This is a genomic window from Pseudomonas sp. BN515 (genome assembly GCF_029873155.1).
In the GTDB taxonomy this organism is placed as follows: Bacteria; Pseudomonadota; Gammaproteobacteria; order Pseudomonadales; family Pseudomonadaceae; genus Metapseudomonas.
Map to the genome: position 1 here is coordinate 73634 of NZ_SSOH01000030.1, position 16810 is coordinate 90443.

Annotated in this window: 15 protein-coding genes; 7 read left to right on the top strand and 8 right to left on the bottom strand. The window is 63.7% G+C overall.

What is annotated here, in order from left to right; all coding sequences use genetic code 11:
• Positions 1-11: 11 nt before the first annotated feature.
• From dapB to grpE, 4 genes are all read right to left on the bottom strand, one after another.
• Positions 12-815 (bottom strand): 4-hydroxy-tetrahydrodipicolinate reductase, encoded by an 804-nt coding sequence (dapB, locus tag E8E91_RS09065; protein WP_271470891.1) that lies wholly within the window; start codon positions 813-815, stop codon positions 12-14.
• An 81-nt stretch (positions 816-896) separates the two neighbouring features.
• Positions 897-2024, bottom strand: a complete 1128-nt coding sequence (gene dnaJ, locus E8E91_RS09070) for a molecular chaperone DnaJ (protein ID WP_280375467.1) — start codon at positions 2022-2024, stop codon at positions 897-899.
• Between the two features lie 123 nt (positions 2025-2147).
• Positions 2148-4061, bottom strand: coding sequence for a molecular chaperone DnaK (gene dnaK / locus E8E91_RS09075; RefSeq protein WP_280375468.1), 1914 nt, complete (start codon positions 4059-4061; stop codon positions 2148-2150).
• Between the two features lie 100 nt (positions 4062-4161).
• Positions 4162-4731 (bottom strand): nucleotide exchange factor GrpE, encoded by a 570-nt coding sequence (grpE, locus tag E8E91_RS09080; RefSeq protein WP_280375469.1) that lies wholly within the window; start codon positions 4729-4731, stop codon positions 4162-4164.
• A gap of 155 nt (positions 4732-4886) precedes the next feature.
• Between grpE and recN the strand changes: the two genes are divergently transcribed.
• Positions 4887-6560 carry a DNA repair protein RecN gene (gene recN / locus E8E91_RS09085; RefSeq protein ID WP_280375470.1) on the top strand — a complete coding sequence of 558 codons (1674 nt, stop codon included), beginning with the start codon at positions 4887-4889 and terminating at the stop codon, positions 6558-6560.
• A 56-nt stretch (positions 6561-6616) separates the two neighbouring features.
• Here recN and fur read toward each other — a convergent pair whose 3' ends face one another.
• Positions 6617-7021 carry a ferric iron uptake transcriptional regulator gene (gene fur, locus E8E91_RS09090; RefSeq protein ID WP_120654496.1) on the bottom strand — a complete coding sequence of 135 codons (405 nt, stop codon included), beginning with the start codon at positions 7019-7021 and terminating at the stop codon, positions 6617-6619.
• 99 nt (positions 7022-7120) lie between these two features.
• On the opposite strand from fur, the gene E8E91_RS09095 reads away from it, so the two are divergent.
• Complete coding sequence (locus E8E91_RS09095) at positions 7121-7654, top strand: outer membrane protein assembly factor BamE (RefSeq protein WP_151137039.1); 534 nt, start codon at positions 7121-7123, stop codon at positions 7652-7654.
• Between the two features lie 59 nt (positions 7655-7713).
• Here the strand turns inward: E8E91_RS09095 and E8E91_RS09100 are convergent, their stop codons facing one another.
• Entirely contained in the window at positions 7714-8028 is a 315-nt protein-coding gene (locus tag E8E91_RS09100) for an RnfH family protein (RefSeq protein ID WP_280375471.1), read from the bottom strand.
• Positions 8021-8455, bottom strand: a complete 435-nt coding sequence (locus tag E8E91_RS09105; RefSeq protein WP_280375472.1) for a type II toxin-antitoxin system RatA family toxin — start codon at positions 8453-8455, stop codon at positions 8021-8023. The genes E8E91_RS09100 and E8E91_RS09105 overlap by 8 nt, the downstream gene beginning before the upstream one ends.
• Before the next feature lie 153 nt (positions 8456-8608).
• Here E8E91_RS09105 and smpB point away from each other — a divergent pair, with 153 nt between their 5' ends.
• On the top strand, positions 8609-9088 hold the full coding sequence (gene smpB / locus E8E91_RS09110) for an SsrA-binding protein SmpB (RefSeq protein ID WP_028629989.1): 480 nt from the start codon (positions 8609-8611) through the stop codon (positions 9086-9088).
• A gap of 207 nt (positions 9089-9295) precedes the next feature.
• On the opposite strand, the gene E8E91_RS09115 is transcribed toward smpB, so the two are convergent.
• Positions 9296-10063, bottom strand: a complete 768-nt coding sequence (locus tag E8E91_RS09115) for an FCD domain-containing protein (protein WP_280375473.1) — start codon at positions 10061-10063, stop codon at positions 9296-9298.
• 324 nt (positions 10064-10387) lie between these two features.
• Here E8E91_RS09115 and E8E91_RS09120 point away from each other — a divergent pair, with 324 nt between their 5' ends.
• From E8E91_RS09120 to E8E91_RS09135, 4 genes are all read left to right on the top strand, one after another.
• Entirely contained in the window at positions 10388-12073 is a 1686-nt protein-coding gene (locus E8E91_RS09120; protein ID WP_280375474.1) for a lactate permease LctP family transporter, read from the top strand.
• 75 nt (positions 12074-12148) lie between these two features.
• A complete protein-coding gene (gene lldD / locus E8E91_RS09125; RefSeq protein WP_280375475.1) occupies positions 12149-13294 on the top strand; it encodes an FMN-dependent L-lactate dehydrogenase LldD in 1146 nt (381 codons plus the stop codon).
• Between the two features lie 57 nt (positions 13295-13351).
• Positions 13352-16165, top strand: coding sequence for an FAD-binding and (Fe-S)-binding domain-containing protein (locus E8E91_RS09130; RefSeq protein WP_280375476.1), 2814 nt, complete (start codon positions 13352-13354; stop codon positions 16163-16165).
• Positions 16166-16379: 214 nt separating this feature from the next.
• Positions 16380-16658: a hypothetical protein gene (locus tag E8E91_RS09135; protein ID WP_280375477.1), complete on the top strand. Its 279-nt coding sequence runs from the start codon at positions 16380-16382 to the stop codon at positions 16656-16658.
• Positions 16659-16810 lie beyond the last annotated feature (152 nt).

Below are 16810 nucleotides of genomic sequence, written 5' to 3' on the forward strand. Positions count from 1 at the left end.
GCGATCACGCATCAGCGCAGACCGAGCACATCCTGCATGTCGTACAGGCCCGCTTCCTGACCATCCAGCCAGAGCGCTGCACGCACAGCGCCACGGGCGAAAGTCATGCGGCTGGAGGCCTTGTGGGTGATTTCCACGCGCTCACCATCGGCGGCGAACAGCACGGTGTGATCACCCACCACGTCGCCGGCGCGTACAGTGGCGAAGCCGATGGTTTCGCGGGCGCGGGCACCGGTCTGGCCTTCGCGACCATAGACAGCGACCTTGGACAGATCACGACCCAGCGCGTCAGCCACCACTTCACCCATGCGCAGCGCAGTACCGGACGGCGCGTCCACCTTGTGGCGGTGGTGGGCCTCGATGATCTCGATGTCCACCTCGTCGCCCAGCACGCGGGCGGCGGTATCCAGCAGCTTGAGGCAAAGGTTCACGCCGACGCTGAAGTTAGCCGCGAAAACGATCGGGATCTCTTTGGCGGCAGCCGCCAGCAGAGCCTTCTCTTCGGCGGAGAATCCGGTGGTGCCGATCACCATGGCCTTGCCGGCCTGACGGCAGACTTCCAGGTTCTTCAGGGTCACCGAGGGATGAGTGAAGTCGATCAGCACGTCGAACTCGTCGACCACCTTCGCCAGATCACCCGACAGCGGCACGCCAATACGGCCCAGCGCTGCCAGCTCACCGGCATCAGCGCCAACCAGGGTGCTGTCCGGACGATCGATGGCGGCGGTCAGTCCGGCGCCCTGTGCCTGCTGCACTGCCTCGATCAGGTTCTTGCCCATGCGCCCGGCGGCGCCCATCACAGCAATACGTCGCATAAAAAAGCTCCAAGCTGGAAGCCTGGAGCTGGACACCGGCACCGGAACGGAAATGGCCCGGCAGCGGCATCCAGCTCGTCGTTAGAGATCGCCGAAGAAGCGCTTCATGCCCTCGAACCAGCTGCTGGCCTTGGGCGAATGGGAGCCATCGTTCTGCAGCGTCTTGCGGAACTCGTCGAGCAGCTCGCGCTGGCGCTTGTCCAGATTGACCGGGGTTTCCACCACCACGCGGCACATCAGGTCACCCGCACCACCGCCACGTACCGGGGCCACGCCCTTGCCACGCAGGCGGAAGAGCTTGCCGGTCTGGGTCGCTTCCGGAATCTTCAGCTTGACCCGGCCGTCCAGGGTCGGCACTTCCAGCTCGCCACCCAGGGCGGCGTCCGCGAAGCTGATCGGCACTTCGCAATAGAGGTGCTTGCCATCGCGCTGGAAGATCGGGTGCTCGCGCACGTTGACCACCACGTAGAGGTCACCGGACGGACCACCCAGGGCACCCGCTTCACCTTCGCCGGAGAGGCGGATACGGTCGCCGGTATCGACGCCGGCCGGTACCTTCACCGACAGGGTCTTGTGCTCTTCCACACGGCCCTGGCCATGGCAGCTGCCGCACGGATCGCTGATCATCTTGCCGCTGCCGTGGCAGCGCGGGCAGGTCTGCTGCACCGAGAAGAAGCCCTGCTGCATGCGCACCTGGCCGATACCACCGCAGGTGGTACAGGTGACCGGGCTGGTGCCCTTCTTGGCACCCGAGCCTTCGCAGGTCTTGCAATTGACCAGGGTCGGCACGCGGATGGTCACGGTAGTGCCACGCACGGCTTCTTCGAGGTTCAGCTCAAGGGTGTAGCGCAAGTCGCTGCCGCGCTGCGGGCCGCCGCGCTGGCCGCCACGCTGACCACCGAAGAAATCGCTGAACACGTCGCCGAAAATGTCGGAGAAGCTGGCGCCACCGAAGCCGGCTCCAGCGCCCGCACCCATCTGCGGATCGACGCCGGCGTGGCCGTACTGATCGTATGCCGCGCGCTTGCTGGCATCGGACAGGATCTCGTAGGCCTCGTTGGCCTCTTTGAATTTCTCTTCGGACTCCTTGTCCCCCGGATTACGGTCCGGGTGGTGCTTCATCGCCAGCCGGCGATAAGCCTTCTTCAGCTCAGCCTCGCTGGCGCCGCGCTCGACACCGAGGATTTCGTAAAAGTCACGTTTAGCCATAGTTTCCTGCACTCTCGAATTCACCAGCCCCAGACACGCCAACGCGGGAGCAAGCTCCCGCGTGGCGGATCAGGCGTACGGGGCGTCTAGCCCCGCACACCGGGACGGAAGCAAGCGTGACACTTACTTGTTTTCCTTGACCTCTTCGAACTCAGCGTCGACGGCATCGTCGCCAGCCTTGTCCGCATTGGAGGCCTGCGGCTGCTCACCAGCCTGAGCCTGATCGGCGTACATCTTCTGCGCCAGCGGAGCGGAAGCCTGGGACAGGGCGTTCATCTTGGCTTCGATCTCGGCCTTGTCGTCGCCCTTCACGGCTACTTCCAGCTCGCCCAGCACTTTCTCGATGGCTGCCTTCTCCTCGGCGGTGGCCTTGTCGCCAGCCTCGGTGATCATCTTGCGAGTAGCGTGGACCAGCGCGTCACCCTGGTTACGGGCAGCCGCCAGCTCTTCGAACTTGCGGTCTTCCTCGGCGTTGGCCTCGGCATCACGCACCATCTGCTGGATCTCTTCCTCGGACAGGCCGGAGTTGGCCTTGATCACGATGGACTGCTGCTTGCCGGTGGCCTTGTCCTTCGCGCCGACGTGCAGGATGCCGTTGGCGTCGATGTCGAAAGTCACTTCGATCTGCGGTACGCCACGCGGAGCCGGCGGAATCTCGGCCAGGTCGAACTTGCCCAGGGACTTGTTCTGGGCAGCCTGCTTGCGCTCACCCTGCAGCACGTGAATGGTCACGGCGGACTGGTTGTCGTCAGCGGTGGAGAACACCTGCGACTTCTTGGTCGGGATGGTGGTGTTCTTCTCGATCAGCGCGGTCATCACGCCACCCAGGGTTTCGATGCCGAGGGTCAGCGGGGAAACGTCGAGCAGCAGAACGTCCTTCACGTCACCGGCGAGTACGGCGCCCTGGATGGCAGCACCGATAGCGACGGCTTCGTCCGGGTTCACGTCCTTGCGCGGCTCCTTGCCGAAGAAGTCAGCGACTTGCTTCTGCACCAGCGGCATGCGGGTCTGACCACCAACCAGGATCACTTCCTGAATGTCGGATACGTCCAGGCCGGCGTCCTTCAGGGCGATGCGGCAAGGCTCGATGGTACGAGCGACCAGGTCTTCCACCAGGGCTTCCAGCTTGGCGCGGGAAATCTTCACGTTCAGGTGCTTCGGACCGGTCTGATCTGCAGTGATGTACGGCAGGTTGACGTCGGTCTGCTGAGCGGAGGAGAGCTCGATCTTGGCCTTCTCGGCGGCTTCCTTCAGGCGCTGCATGGCCAGGGGATCGCCCTTCAGGTCCATGCCGGATTCTTTCTTGAACTCGTCAACGAGGTAGTCGATCAGGCGCAGGTCGAAGTCTTCACCACCCAGGAAGGTGTCACCGTTGGTGGCCAGTACTTCGAACTGGTGCTCACCGTCGACTTCGGCGATCTCGATTACCGACACGTCGAAGGTACCGCCACCCAGGTCATACACGATGACGGTGTGGTCGCCCTTGGCCTTGTCCATGCCGTAGGCCAGCGCAGCTGCGGTCGGCTCGTTGATGATGCGCTTGACGTCCAGACCGGCGATGCGGCCGGCGTCCTTGGTAGCCTGGCGCTGGCTGTCGTTGAAGTAGGCCGGAACGGTGATCACCGCTTCGGTTACCGGCTCGCCGAGGTAGTCTTCGGCGGTCTTCTTCATTTTCTTCAGCACTTCCGCGGAGATTTGCGGCGGCGCCATCTTCTGGCCCTTCACTTCCACCCAGGCGTCACCGTTGTCGGCCTTGGCGATCTTGTAGGGAACCATCTTGATGTCTTTCTGCACGACGTCTTCTTCGAAGCGGCGACCGATCAGGCGCTTTACGGCGTACAGGGTGTTCTGCGGGTTGGTGACCGCCTGACGCTTGGCGGACTGGCCGACCAGGGTCTCACCGTCGTTGGTGTAGGCGATGATGGACGGCGTGGTGCGAGCGCCTTCGGCGTTCTCGATCACCTTGACGCTGCCGTTTTCCAGGATGGCCACGCAAGAGTTGGTGGTCCCCAGGTCGATACCAATGATTTTGCCCATATTCTCTCTCCCGAAACTTTGAATTCTCCGCGACCTCGCTTCACGGGCCGCGGCAGCACATAAACGCTTGAACTAACAGATGGGGGCCCGAGGCCGGATTTCAAGCCTGCTCGTCAATCGACGGCGGAGTGGCACTCGGCGCCTTGCTGACCACCACCATGGCGGGGCGCAGCAGACGACCGTTGAGCAGGTAGCCCTTCTGGAACACCTTCAGCACGCTGCCCGGCTCGACATGGGTGCTTTCTTCCATGGCCATGGCCTGGTGGTGCTCGGGATTGAAGGGCGCGCCATGCGGATCAACGGCTTCCAGCTGATAGCGCTTGAGGGTGTCGTGGAACAGCTTGAGGGTCAGTTCCATGCCCTCGCGCACCGGCTTGATGGTCTCGTCGGTGGAGCTGGACAGTTCCAGGCCGCGCTCCAGGCTATCGACCACCGGCAGCAGGTCGTTGGCGAATTTTTCCAGAGCGAACTTGTGCGCCTTCTCCACATCCTGCTCGGCGCGGCGGCGGATGTTCTGCAGCTCGGCGGCAACGCGCAGCGACTGATCCTGGGCCGCGGCCAGTTGCTCTTCCAGCACCTGTACGCGAGCGGCGAGATCTTCACCGGATGCGGTTTCGGCAGCGGAATTCGCTTCGGGGGTCTGGTTTTCCAGGGTCTGTTCGTCGGCCATGCCTTCCTCCTCATAAAGACAGCTGCGGGCAAAGACCCGCTGATATGTCCGCCTATATGGGGTCGCAATTTGTCGCTTCAAGGGGGAGGGACGATTGTCAGCCAGAAAACAAACACTGTATAAATACCCAGCCATCTCAGCGCGGGAGTCGCACCATGCTGGTACACCTGTCGATCCATAACTACGCCATCGTCGAGCACCTGGACCTGGAGCTCGAGGGCGGCATGTCCGTGATCACCGGCGAAACCGGAGCCGGCAAGTCGATCATGCTCGACGCTCTCGGACTCACACTGGGCGATCGCGCCGACAGTGGAGTGGTGCGTCCCGGCGCCGACAAGGCCGACATCCTCGCCAGCTTCGACATCAGCGACATTCCCGAAGCCCGAGCCTGGCTGGCCGAGCGCGACCTGGACAACGACGGCCCCTGCATCCTGCGCCGCGTCATCACCGCCGAAGGCCGGTCGCGCGCCTATATAAATGGCAGCCCCTGCCCCCAGGGCGACCTCAAGAACCTGGGCGAGCTGCTGATCGACATCCACAGCCAGCACGAACACCAATCCCTGCTCAAGGCCGACACCCATCGCCGCCTCCTGGACGAATTCGCCGGCGCCAGCGACCTCGCTCGCCAGGTACAGCTAGCCGCACAACGCTGGCGGCAAACCCGCCAGGAGCTGGAGCGCCTCTCCCGCGCTGGCGACGAGCAGCGCGCGCGCCACCAGTTGCTCAGCTACCAGCTGGACGAACTGGAGAACCTTGCCCTCGGCGACAACGAGCTGGAGCAGCTTGAACAGGAACACAAGAACCTGGCCAACGCCGAAAGCCTGCTGGCCGCCTGCCGCCAGGTGATCGACTTCTGCAGCGAGAGCGATGCCGGCAACGTGCTCAGCGCACTCACCTCCAGCCTCAACCGACTGACCGCCTTCCATACCCAGCCCGGCGCGCTGGCTGAAGCGGTCAACCTGCTGTCCAGCGCGCAGATCCAGGTCGAAGAAGCCATGGGTGAGCTTAACCGCTTCCTCGACCATTTCGACGCCGACCCCGAACGCCAGCAGGCACTCGAAGAGCGCCTCGACACCATCTACACCCTGGCGCGCAAGCACCGGGTGCAACCAAACGAGCTGGCGGAACTGCAGCAGCACCTACTGGATGAACTGGAAGCCCTCAACGCCGATGACGAAGCGGTTGAGCGCCTGACCGAGGAACTGGCCGCCTATGAACGCCACTACCGGGAAAAGGCTGCCGAGCTGAGCCGGCTGCGCGGCGAAGCGTCTGACCGCCTGGCAGGCTCGGTAGAAACCGAAATGCAGCGACTGGGCATGCCCGGTGGGCGATTCAGCATCCAGCTGCATGCCAGCCAGATCGACGAACCGCAGCAGAATGGCCTGGAACAGGTCGAATTCCTGGTCAGCGCCAACCCGGGTCAGCCGCTCAAGGCACTGGCCAAGGTCGCTTCGGGCGGCGAGCTGTCCCGCATCAGCCTGGCCATCCAGGTGATCACCGCCCAGACCTCACGCGTTCCCACGCTGGTGTTCGACGAAGTGGACGTGGGTATCGGCGGCCCCACCGCCGAAGTGGTCGGCCAGTTGCTGCGCCGCCTCGGTCAACGTGGCCAGGTACTCACCGTCACCCACCTGCCCCAGGTGGCCGCGCAGGGTCACCACCATCTCTTCGTGCACAAGGAACGTGGCACGCAGGAAACCCGCACCGCCGTGGCCAAGCTGCAGGAAGCACCTCGCATCGAGGAAATCGCACGCATGCTGGGCGGCGTCGACCTCACCGAGGAATCCCTGGCCCACGCCAGGAAGATGGTGACCAGCGCCCAGGGCTGATCCGGCCCAAACGAAAAAGGCGACCCACAGGTCGCCTTTTCTTTTGCGCGAAGCGCTTACTTCTTCTTGCGGATGTAGAGCACCAGGTTGTGGTCAACCAGCTCGTAGCCGCGCTCCTTGACGATTTCCTTCTGGCGCTTCTCGATTTCCGGATCGAAGAATTCGATCACTTCACCGGAATCGACGCACACCATGTGATCGTGGTGGCCGCTATCGGCCAGTTCGAACACAGCGTGGCCGCCATCGAAGTTGTGGCGCACTACCAGGCCCGCAGCTTCGAACTGGGTCAGGACCCGGTAGACAGTGGCCAGACCGACATCTTCGCCGGCTTCCATCAGGGCCTTGTAAACGTCCTCCGCGCTCATGTGGCGTTGCTCGGTGGAGTCGAGCATCTGGAGGATCTTGACCCGAGGCAAGGTGACCTTCAGGCCGGCTTTACGCAGTTCGTTGTTTTCAACCATGGTCGGTTTTCTCGGGGAATGCGGCTTTCGCAGCTTCCCTTAATGCAGGTATGATCGGGACTTTTGATGCCCAGCCAAGATAGTGGAAGTCTCCCACCGATGCAAAACACCAAGCTCCTGCTGACCAGCCTCTCCTTCGCAGGCTTGCTCGCACTCGCCGGTTGTTCGTTTCCCGGTGTCTACAAGATCGACATCCAGCAGGGCAACGTCGTAACGCAGGACATGATAGACCAGTTGAAGCCTGGAATGACCCGACGTCAAGTGCGGTTTATCATGGGCAACCCGCTGATCACCGACACCTTCCACGCCAATCGCTGGGACTACCTCTACAGCATCCAGCCCGGTGGCGGCCAACGCCTCCAGGAACGCGTCAGCCTGATGTTCGACAGCAATGACCAACTGATCGGCCTGGCCGGTGACTTCATGCCCGGCGTGAGCCGTGACGAAGCGATCCTCGGCGGCGAAAGCACCACCACGACCACCGAAGCCAAGCCGGAGCAGCCGAAAGAGCAGCCCAAGGCCGAGGAACCGGCAGCGCCGGGCTCCCTGCTGGAGAAGATCCAGAAGGAAGTGGACAGCGCAGAACCGGTACCGGTACCGATTCCGGAACCGCTGGAAACCTCGCCGCAATAACACGCGGCAACAAAAAAGCCCGGGCTGGTCCCGGGCTTTTTATTGGGCGATTGTCAGACTCACCGCTCGCCAGTGCGCGCCTGCGCAGCCTTCGCCGCACGTTGTTTGCGCACCTCTTTCGGATCGGCAATCAGCGGCCGGTAGATCTCCACCCGATCCCCCTCCTCCAGCACCCGCTCTTCCGGTTTGAGCAGCGACTTGCCGAAGATTCCGAGCGGGCAACCGGCGAGGTCCAGCTCGGGGAAATGCGCATCCATCCCGGAGCGCAGAACCGCATCACGGGCATTGATGCCCCTGGGGACACTCAGGCGCAGCAACTGCTGGCGGTCAGCCAGGGCGTAAACCACCTCGACCCGGATCATCTCCTCAGCCATAGAGTTCCTTCGCCCGCTGACAGAAAGCATCGACCATTGTATTGGCCGCCTGGTTGAACAGCGGCCCAAGGGTGGCCTTGATGATGGGGCCGGCATAGTCGAAGCGCAGGTCCAGGCTGATCTTGCAGGCCTTGTCGCCCAGCGCCTTGAAATGCCATACGCCGTGCAGCTGGCTGAACGGACCTTCCTCCAGGTTCATCTCGATGGTCTTGCCGTTATCCAGACGGTTGCGTGTAACGAATCGCTGGCTGAGGCTGCCCTTGGCGACCTCGAGACTGGCGAGCATATGACTCTCGCTCTCTTCCATCACCTTGGCGGACGCACACCAGGGCAGAAACTCCGGGTAGCGCGCGACATCGTTGACCAGGTCGTAGAGCGCCTGCGCAGGAAATGGCAACAGGGCGGAGCGCTGGATATGCGTGGTCATCTTGGCCTCGAACAAGTATCCGGACTGCCTCGCGCCAAAATGCGCCGAGCCGGACTGGACAAAAAAGTGCCGCATTGTCGGAGATTCGCCAATATCGCTCAAGCCTACGCCGCCGTAGCCGCGCCGTCTGCGACTCCCTATAATGCGCCGCCTATGGCCAAGCAAAAGAAACATCCGGAAGGCACCATCGCCCTCAACAAGAAGGCGCTGCACGACTATTCCATCGAACAGAAATTCGAAGCCGGGCTGGCTCTCGCCGGCTGGGAAGTGAAGAGTCTGCGCGCCGGAAAAGCACAGCTGGTCGACAGCTATGTGCTGCTCAAGGACGGCGAAGCCTGGCTGCTCGGCAGCCACATCACCCCACTGAAGACCGCGAGCACCCACGTGATTGCGGACCCGGTGCGCACCCGCAAACTGCTCCTGCACAAGCGCGAGCTGGGCAAGCTGTTCGGGGCGGTTCAGCAGAAGGGCTATGCGTGCGTAGCGCTGTCCATCTACTGGAAGAAGCACCTGATCAAGTGCGAGATCGCCCTGGCCAAGGGCAAGAAGGAATTCGACAAGCGCGCCACGGAGAAGGAGCGCGATTCCGACCGCGAAATCGCGCGGGCCATGCGCACAAAGGGCAAGGAATAAGCCCGACCAAGAGAAACGCCGGGCAATGCCCGGCGTTTTTTTGTTTGGCTGTGTCCGCATTAAGTGTTGCAAGTGGCTGGATTGCCCGTAGGAGCTGGCTTGCCAGCGAATGGCCCCGTTTCGCTAGCAAGCTAGCTCCTACAAGTTTCCTGGACCGATGGGCGATCTCTGGCAACAGCTAACGCAGACATAGCCTTTTTGTTTGCCTCAGAGCCCCTGCCGCCGCTGCGACCGCGCCAACCGCTGCGCCTCCAACTGACCTTCTTCCAGCACCTCCTGCACGTACTGGATGTGCTGATGGGAAATCTCCCGCGCCTCCTCCGCACGCCGCTCGATGATCGCCTCATAGAGGGCACGGTGCTGCCTGGTCAGCATCTCGCGGGTCTCGCCGCGCTGCAGGTACATCCCACCGATATTGGTCACCACGTTGTGCTTGAGCAGGTCGAACAGGCCACGAATGGTGTGCAGCAGCACCGCGTTATGGCTCGCCTCGGCGATCGCCAGATGGAAGCGCGCGTCCGCCGCGCCCTCCTCCGCCCGGCTGGCCTTGCTGTCCGACGCGTAGCACGCCTGCAGATTCTCGTAGGCTTCGGTCAGGCGCTCATGGTCCACCGGGGTTGCGCGTTGCGCCGCGTAGAAGGCACAGGAGCCTTCCAGCGTATGGCGAAATTCCAGGAGGTCGCGCTGGGCATCGGGATTGCTTTCCAGCAGTTGCAGCAGCGGATCACTGAAGGTGGCACCCAGTTCGGCCGCCACATAGTTGCCGCCACCCTGGCGACTGACCAGCAGCCCCTTGGCCACCAGCTTCTGGATCGCCTCACGCAGCGAAGGGCGCGAGACACCGAACTGCTCGGCCAGAACGCGCTCGGCGGGTAGCCGTTCACCCGCCTTCAATGTGCCCTCGAGGATCATCGCCTCGAGGTGACTGACGATATCGTCCGACAAACGGCGCTGACGTACCTGACCGAATCCCATTGCTCTACCCACCCTTTCACGCCACACCGGGCAGCCTTCAAACACGGCGCCTGCGGCGCGTGACGCGGCAGCCTAACCAGCCGGCTCTCCATGCACAAGAAGCACGGATTCCATCCCCTGCCCTACCAAAGTCGCAACGCGGCAAATTGACACAAGGATAGTCCGGCTTTTACTCTGAGCCGTCGATATTGTAAATTGGTATTACCAATTTAGCCGACATGCAGCGCCGACTCGGTCTTCGCCTGCCGCTGTGCCACGAGCACAACGGTCCATGCCCGATCCGGCTAACAGGCACTCCAAAAACAATTAGGGAGCCACCCCACGATGCAAACCTGGCAGCAGCTCTATACCCCCCTCGGCAGCCTCTGGCTGTCGGCGCTCGTCGCACTCATCCCGATTGTGTTCTTCTTCCTGGCCCTGGCGGTGTTCCGCATGAAGGGCTACATCGCCGGCACCATCACCCTGGCACTGTCACTGGCGGTGGCGATCCTCGCCTTCCAGATGCCGGTGGACATGGCGTTCGCCGCAGCCGGTTACGGCTTCGCGTACGGACTCTGGCCCATCGCCTGGATCATCGTCGCGGCGGTGTTCCTCTACAAACTCACGGTCAAGAGCGGCCAGTTCGAGGTGATCCGCAGCTCAGTGCTGTCCATCACCGACGACCAGCGCCTGCAGGTCCTGCTGATCGGTTTCTCCTTCGGTGCCTTCCTCGAAGGTGCTGCCGGTTTCGGCGCCCCGGTGGCCATCACTGCCGCCCTGCTGGTAGGCCTCGGCTTCAACCCGCTGTACGCAGCCGGTCTGTGCCTGATCGCCAACACCGCACCGGTAGCCTTCGGCGCCCTGGGCATCCCGATCATCGTCGCGGGACAGGTGACCGGCATCGACGCGTTCAAGATCGGCGCCATGACTGGCCGCCAACTGCCGCTGCTGTCGATCATCGTGCCGTTCTGGCTGGTGGCCATGATGGATGGCTGGCGCGGCATCAAGGAAACCTGGCCGGCAGCCCTGGTGGCTGGCGCCAGCTTCGCCGTCACCCAGTACTTCACCTCCAACTTCATCGGCCCGGAACTGCCTGACATCACCTCTGCCCTGGTGAGCCTGATCTCCCTGACCCTGTTCCTGAAGGTCTGGCAGCCCAAGCGTGCCGAAGACCGCGAAGTGGTCGGCGTATCCGGTGGTGCAGCAGTGATGGGCGGTTTCGGCGGCCCGCGCAGCACCACCCCGTCGCCTTACAGCTTCGGTGAGATCCTCAAGGCCTGGTCGCCCTTCCTGATCCTGACCGTGCTGGTGACCATCTGGACCCTGAAGCCCTTCAAGGCCATGTTCGCCCCGGGCGGCGCACTGGAGCAGTTCGTCTTCCTGTTCGCCATCCCGCACCTGGACCAACTGGTGATGAAAGGCGCACCCATCGTTGCCACCGCCACCGCGCTTCCGGCCGTCTACAAGCTGGACCCGATCTCGGCCACCGGCACCGCGATCTTCTTCTCCGCGCTGATCTCCATGATCGTCCTGAAGATCGATTTCAAAAGTGGTCTGACCACTTTCAAGGAAACTTTCGTCGAACTGAAGTGGCCGATTCTCTCCATCGGCATGGTGCTGGCCTTCGCCTTCGTCACCAACTTCTCGGGCATGTCCACTACCCTGGCGCTGGTTCTGGCCGGTACCGGTGCAGCCTTCCCGTTCTTCTCGCCGTTCCTCGGCTGGCTGGGCGTGTTCCTGACCGGGTCGGACACCTCCTCCAATGCCCTGTTCGGCTCCCTGCAGGCCACCACCGCACACCAGATCGGCGTCAACGACACCCTCTTGGTTGCGGCCAATACCAGCGGTGGCGTGACCGGCAAGATGATCTCGCCGCAATCCATCGCCGTGGCCTGCGCCGCCACCGGCATGGTCGGCAAGGAATCCGACCTGTTCCGCTTCACCCTGAAGCACAGCCTGATGTTCGCCGCCATGGTCGGCCTGATCACCCTGGCCCAGGCCTACGTGTTCACCGGCTTGCTCGTTCACTAATGGCGCTTCCGGGCTGCGCGCAGATGCAGCCCGGTTCCTTTTCACTGCCCTGAAGCCCTGAATCGGATCGAATTCATGATCATCTCCGCCTCCACCGACTACCGTGCCGCCGCCCAGCGCAAGCTCCCGCCCTTCCTGTTCCACTACATCGACGGCGGCGCCTACGCCGAGTACACCTTGCGCCGCAACGTCGAAGACCTGGCCAGCATCGCCCTGCGCCAGCGCGTGCTGCGGAACATGTCCGAGCTGAGCCTGGAAACCAGGCTGTTCGGCGAGACCCTGTCCATGCCGGTGGCGCTGGCCCCGGTGGGCCTGACCGGCATGTACGCCCGCCGCGGCGAAGTGCAGGCGGCCAAGGCGGCAGCGGCCAAGGGCATCCCCTTCACCCTGTCCACCGTTTCGGTTTGCCCGATCGAAGAAGTGGCGCCGGCCATCAACCGCCCCATGTGGTTCCAGCTCTATGTGCTGAAGGATCGGGGTTTCATGAAGAACGCCCTGGAGCGGGCCAAGGCCGCCGGCGTGACAACGCTGGTCTTCACCGTCGACATGCCGGTGCCCGGTGCCCGCTACCGTGACGCGCACTCCGGCATGAGCGGTCCCAACGCACCGCTGCGTCGCATGCTGCAAGCCATGACCCACCCGTCCTGGGCCTGGGATGTAGGCCTGCTTGGCAAACCCCATGACCTGGGCAACATCTCCACCTACCGCGGCAACCCCACGGGACTGGCCGACTACATCGGCTGGCTCGGCGCCAACTTCGACCCGTCGATTTCCTGGAAGGACCTCGAATGGATCCGCGATTACTGGGAAGGTCCGATGGTGATCAAGGGCATCCTCGATCCGGAAGATGCCAAGGACGCGGTGAAGTTCGGCGCTGACGGCATCGTCGTCTCCAACCACGGCGGCCGTCAGCTCGACGGTGTGCTCTCCAGCGCCCGCGCCCTGCCGGCCATTGCCGATGCGGTGAAAGGCGAGCTGAAGATCCTCGCCGACTCCGGCATCCGCACCGGCCTGGACGTGGTGCGCATGCTCGCCATGGGCGCCGACACCGTTATGCTCGGCCGCGCCTTCGTCTACGCTCTGGCCGCAGCAGGCGGTGCCGGCGTGAGCAACCTGCTGGACCTGATCGAAAAGGAAATGCGCGTGGCCATGGTGCTGACCGGCGCCAAATCCATCAGCGAAATCAACGCTGACTCGCTGGTACGCGAACTCGGCCGCTGACCGGCCACCCAACTTCGGCGGGCCGTCCGCGGCCCGCGACAACAGACGGGACACCGCATGAGCCTGCCGATTCCTTTCCTCAACACCGTCGAGCGCCTCATCCCCCGCGAGCGGCGCTTCGACGATCCGCTGTCCACCCTGGCCTTCGGCACAGACGCCAGCTTCTACCGGCTGACTCCCAAGCTGGTGATCCGCGTCGAGAGCGAGGCCGAAGTCGTTGCCCTGCTGAAAGCCGCCCACGCCGAACTGGTCCCGGTGACCTTCCGCGCCGCCGGCACCAGCCTCTCCGGCCAGGCCATCAGCGACTCCGTACTGCTCGTCCTGGGTGATAACTGGAACGGCCGCGACATCCGCCGGGGCGGCGAACAGATTCGCCTGCAGCCCGGCGTCATCGGTGCCCAGGCCAACGCCTGGCTCGCCCCCTTCGGCCGCAAGATCGGCCCCGACCCGGCATCCATCAACGCCTGCAAGATCGGCGGCATCGTCGCCAACAACGCCAGCGGCATGTGCTGCGGCACCGCGCAGAACAGCTACCACACCCTCGCCGGGCTGCGCCTGGTGCTGGCTGACGGCACCTTGCTGGATACCGAGGACGCGGCCAGCATCGTCGCCTTCCGCCAGAGCCACGGCCCGCTATTGGCCGAGATGGCAGAACTCGGCCGGCAGACCCGCGCCAACACCGAACTCGCTGCAAAGATTCGCCACAAGTACCGGCTGAAGAACACCACCGGCCTGTCGCTGAACGCCCTGGTGGACTTCGACGACCCGCTGGACATCCTCAGCCACCTGCTGGTGGGTTCCGAAGGCACCCTCGGTTTCATCAGCGCGGTGACCTACGACACCGTGCCCGACCACCCGCACAAGGCCAGCGCACTGATCGTCTTCCCCGACGTGGAAAGCTGCTGCAAAGCCGTCACCCTACTGAAGAGCCAGCCGGTGTCGGCGGTGGAGCTGCTGGACCGCCGCAGCCTGCGCTCGGTGGAAACCAAGCCCGGCATGCCCGAGTGGGTGAAGGGCCTCTCTGCCAATGCCTGCGCCCTGCTGATCGAATCCCGCGCGGCCAGCCAGAGCCTGCTGCACGAGCAACTGACGCAGATCATGGCGTCCATCGCCCACTTCCCGCTGGAGCAGAAGGTCGACTTCAGCGAAGACCCGGCCGTCTACAACCTGCTGTGGAAAATCCGCAAGGACACCTTCCCCGCCGTCGGCGCCGTGCGCCAGACCGGCACCACGGTGATCATCGAAGACGTCACCTTCCCCATCGAGCAGTTGGCCGAGGGGGTCAATCGCCTGCTCGCGCTGTTCGACAAGCACCGCTACGACGAGGCGATCATTTTCGGCCACGCCCTGGAGGGCAACCTGCACTTCGTCTTCACCCAGGGCTTCGAACAGCCCGAGCAGGTGGCACGCTACGAAGCCTTCATGCAGGACGTGGCACAACTGGTGGCGGTGGAGTTCGGCGGCTCGCTCAAGGCCGAGCATGGCACCGGGCGCAACATGGCGCCCTTCGTCAAGCTGGAATGGGGCAGCGACGCCTACCAACTGATGTGGGCGATCAAGCGCCTGCTGGACCCGCGCGGCATCCTCAACCCGGACGTGATCCTCAGCGAAGACCGCGACATCCACCTGAAGAACCTCAAGCCGCTGCCGGCCGCCGACGAAATCGTCGACAAGTGCATCGAGTGCGGCTTCTGCGAACCGGTGTGTCCTTCCAAGGGGCTGACCCTGAGCCCGCGCCAGCGCATCGTCATCTGGCGCGATATCCAGGCCAAACGGCGAGCTGGTATCGACACCACCGAACTCGAGCAGGCCTACCAGTACCAGGGCATCGACACCTGCGCCGCCACCGGTCTCTGCGCCCAGCGCTGCCCGGTGGGCATCAATACCGGCGACCTGGTACGCAAGCTGCGCGCGAATGACGCCCACCACACCGGCAGCGCCGATTGGCTGGCCGGGCACTTTGCCCTTGCCCTGAAGGGCACGCGCCTGACCCTGCGGGTCGCCGATGGCGCGCGCCGGGTACTGGGCGCGCCGTTACTGGCGAAGACCTCCAGTGTCCTGCGGCAGCTGTCTGGCAATCGCCTGCCGCAGTGGTCACCCGCCCTGCCCCAGGCCGCGACGCCCATCCACTTCACCCCACCGACTGCCGACAACCGGCCGCGCGTGGTCTACCTGGCCGCCTGCGTGTCCCGCGCCATGGGGCCATCCGCCGGCGATCATGAGCAGGTGCCGCTGATCGACAAGACCCGCATGCTGCTGGAAAAGGCCGGCTATCAGGTGGTGTTCCCGGAAAACCTCGACAGCCTCTGTTGCGGCCAGCCCTTTGCTTCCAAGGGCTACCCGGAGCAAGCGGAAACCAAGCGCCGCGAACTGGTGGACGCCCTGCTCGCCGCCAGCCGTGGCGGCCTCGACCCCGTCTACTGCGACACCAGCCCCTGCACGCTGCGGCTGGTCCAGGACGGCCTGGATTCGCGCCTGCAACTGTTCGACCCGGTGCGTTTCATCCGCAGCCACCTGCTGGATCGGCTGGAGTTCACCCCGCAGGACAAGCCGGTGGCCATCCACGTCACCTGCAGCACCCAGCACCTGGGCGAAGCGCAGGGGCTGATCGACATCGTCAAGCGCTGCACCCGGGAAGTGGTGGTGCCGGAAGGCATCCACTGCTGTGGTTTCGCCGGAGACAAAGGCTTCACCACCCCAGAACTGAACGCCCACTCCCTGCGCTCGCTGAAGGATGCGGTGCAGATCTGCGACGAAGGCGTTTCCACCAGCCGCACCTGCGAGATCGGCCTGTCCCAGCACGGCGGTATCGACTACCACGGGCTGGTCTACCTGGTGGATCGTGTCACCCGCCCGCGTGCAGGGCTGTAGAAACCTGTAGGAGCGAGCTTGCTCGCGAAGCCCGAGCTCGATCTTTCGCGAGCAAGCTCGCTCCTACAAATAAACCGCCCCCGCCACTGACGCAAAAAACCTGAACCCCAGCGGAAACAGGGCAGTCCACCCCATAAGCCCCGGGGTACACCCAGGGCTTATCCGTCTCGAACACACAGGCCTCAGCGCCGAAGAAACCGAGAGGAGACTTCCCATGAAACGCACTGTCCTGTTGATGACCGCTGCCCTGCTCGCCTCGCCCGCGTTCGCCGCGGGTGATCTGTGCAGCGTCAACCTGCAGAAACTCGACGACGCCATGGCAACCAATACCGCCATTGACGAGCCGCTGCGCCAGCAAGTCCAGGAGCTGCGCATGAAGGCCGAACGGGCCCAGCAATTGGGTGACACCGAAGCCTGCGTCAACGCCACCACCCTGGCACTGCAACGTCTGCAACAGCCCGACTCCGAAGGAGGTGCCGGCGAGTCCAGCTGACGCGCCCGCTTAGCAGGTAGGGTGCGCCGCGTTTTCAGCCGGTTTGCAGCGGCACCGAGGCTGATCCCGGCATCGCTGCGCAGGGTGCAGGGTTGTCTTGCGCGATCTCCCGGCACCCGTCCGGAGCTTTCCTATACTGCTCAGCGGTTAAC

Bases quoted from the DNA above. Each gene is read 5' to 3' on its own strand.
- dapB (WP_271470891.1), bottom strand. From the start codon at position 815: ATGCGACGTATTGCTGTGATGGGCGCCGCCGGGCGCATGGGCAAGAAC.
- dnaJ (WP_280375467.1), bottom strand. From the start codon at position 2,024: ATGGCTAAACGTGACTTTTACGAAATCCTCGGTGTCGAGCGCGGCGCC.
- dnaK (WP_280375468.1), bottom strand. From the start codon at position 4,061: ATGGGCAAAATCATTGGTATCGACCTGGGGACCACCAACTCTTGCGTG.
- grpE (WP_280375469.1), bottom strand. From the start codon at position 4,731: ATGGCCGACGAACAGACCCTGGAAAACCAGACCCCCGAAGCGAATTCC.
- recN (WP_280375470.1), top strand. From the start codon at position 4,887: ATGCTGGTACACCTGTCGATCCATAACTACGCCATCGTCGAGCACCTG.
- fur (WP_120654496.1), bottom strand. From the start codon at position 7,021: ATGGTTGAAAACAACGAACTGCGTAAAGCCGGCCTGAAGGTCACCTTG.
- E8E91_RS09095 (WP_151137039.1), top strand. From the start codon at position 7,121: ATGCAAAACACCAAGCTCCTGCTGACCAGCCTCTCCTTCGCAGGCTTG.
- E8E91_RS09100 (WP_280375471.1), bottom strand. From the start codon at position 8,028: ATGGCTGAGGAGATGATCCGGGTCGAGGTGGTTTACGCCCTGGCTGAC.
- E8E91_RS09105 (WP_280375472.1), bottom strand. From the start codon at position 8,455: ATGACCACGCATATCCAGCGCTCCGCCCTGTTGCCATTTCCTGCGCAG.
- smpB (WP_028629989.1), top strand. From the start codon at position 8,609: ATGGCCAAGCAAAAGAAACATCCGGAAGGCACCATCGCCCTCAACAAG.
- E8E91_RS09115 (WP_280375473.1), bottom strand. From the start codon at position 10,063: ATGGGATTCGGTCAGGTACGTCAGCGCCGTTTGTCGGACGATATCGTC.
- E8E91_RS09120 (WP_280375474.1), top strand. From the start codon at position 10,388: ATGCAAACCTGGCAGCAGCTCTATACCCCCCTCGGCAGCCTCTGGCTG.
- lldD (WP_280375475.1), top strand. From the start codon at position 12,149: ATGATCATCTCCGCCTCCACCGACTACCGTGCCGCCGCCCAGCGCAAG.
- E8E91_RS09130 (WP_280375476.1), top strand. From the start codon at position 13,352: ATGAGCCTGCCGATTCCTTTCCTCAACACCGTCGAGCGCCTCATCCCC.
- E8E91_RS09135 (WP_280375477.1), top strand. From the start codon at position 16,380: ATGAAACGCACTGTCCTGTTGATGACCGCTGCCCTGCTCGCCTCGCCC.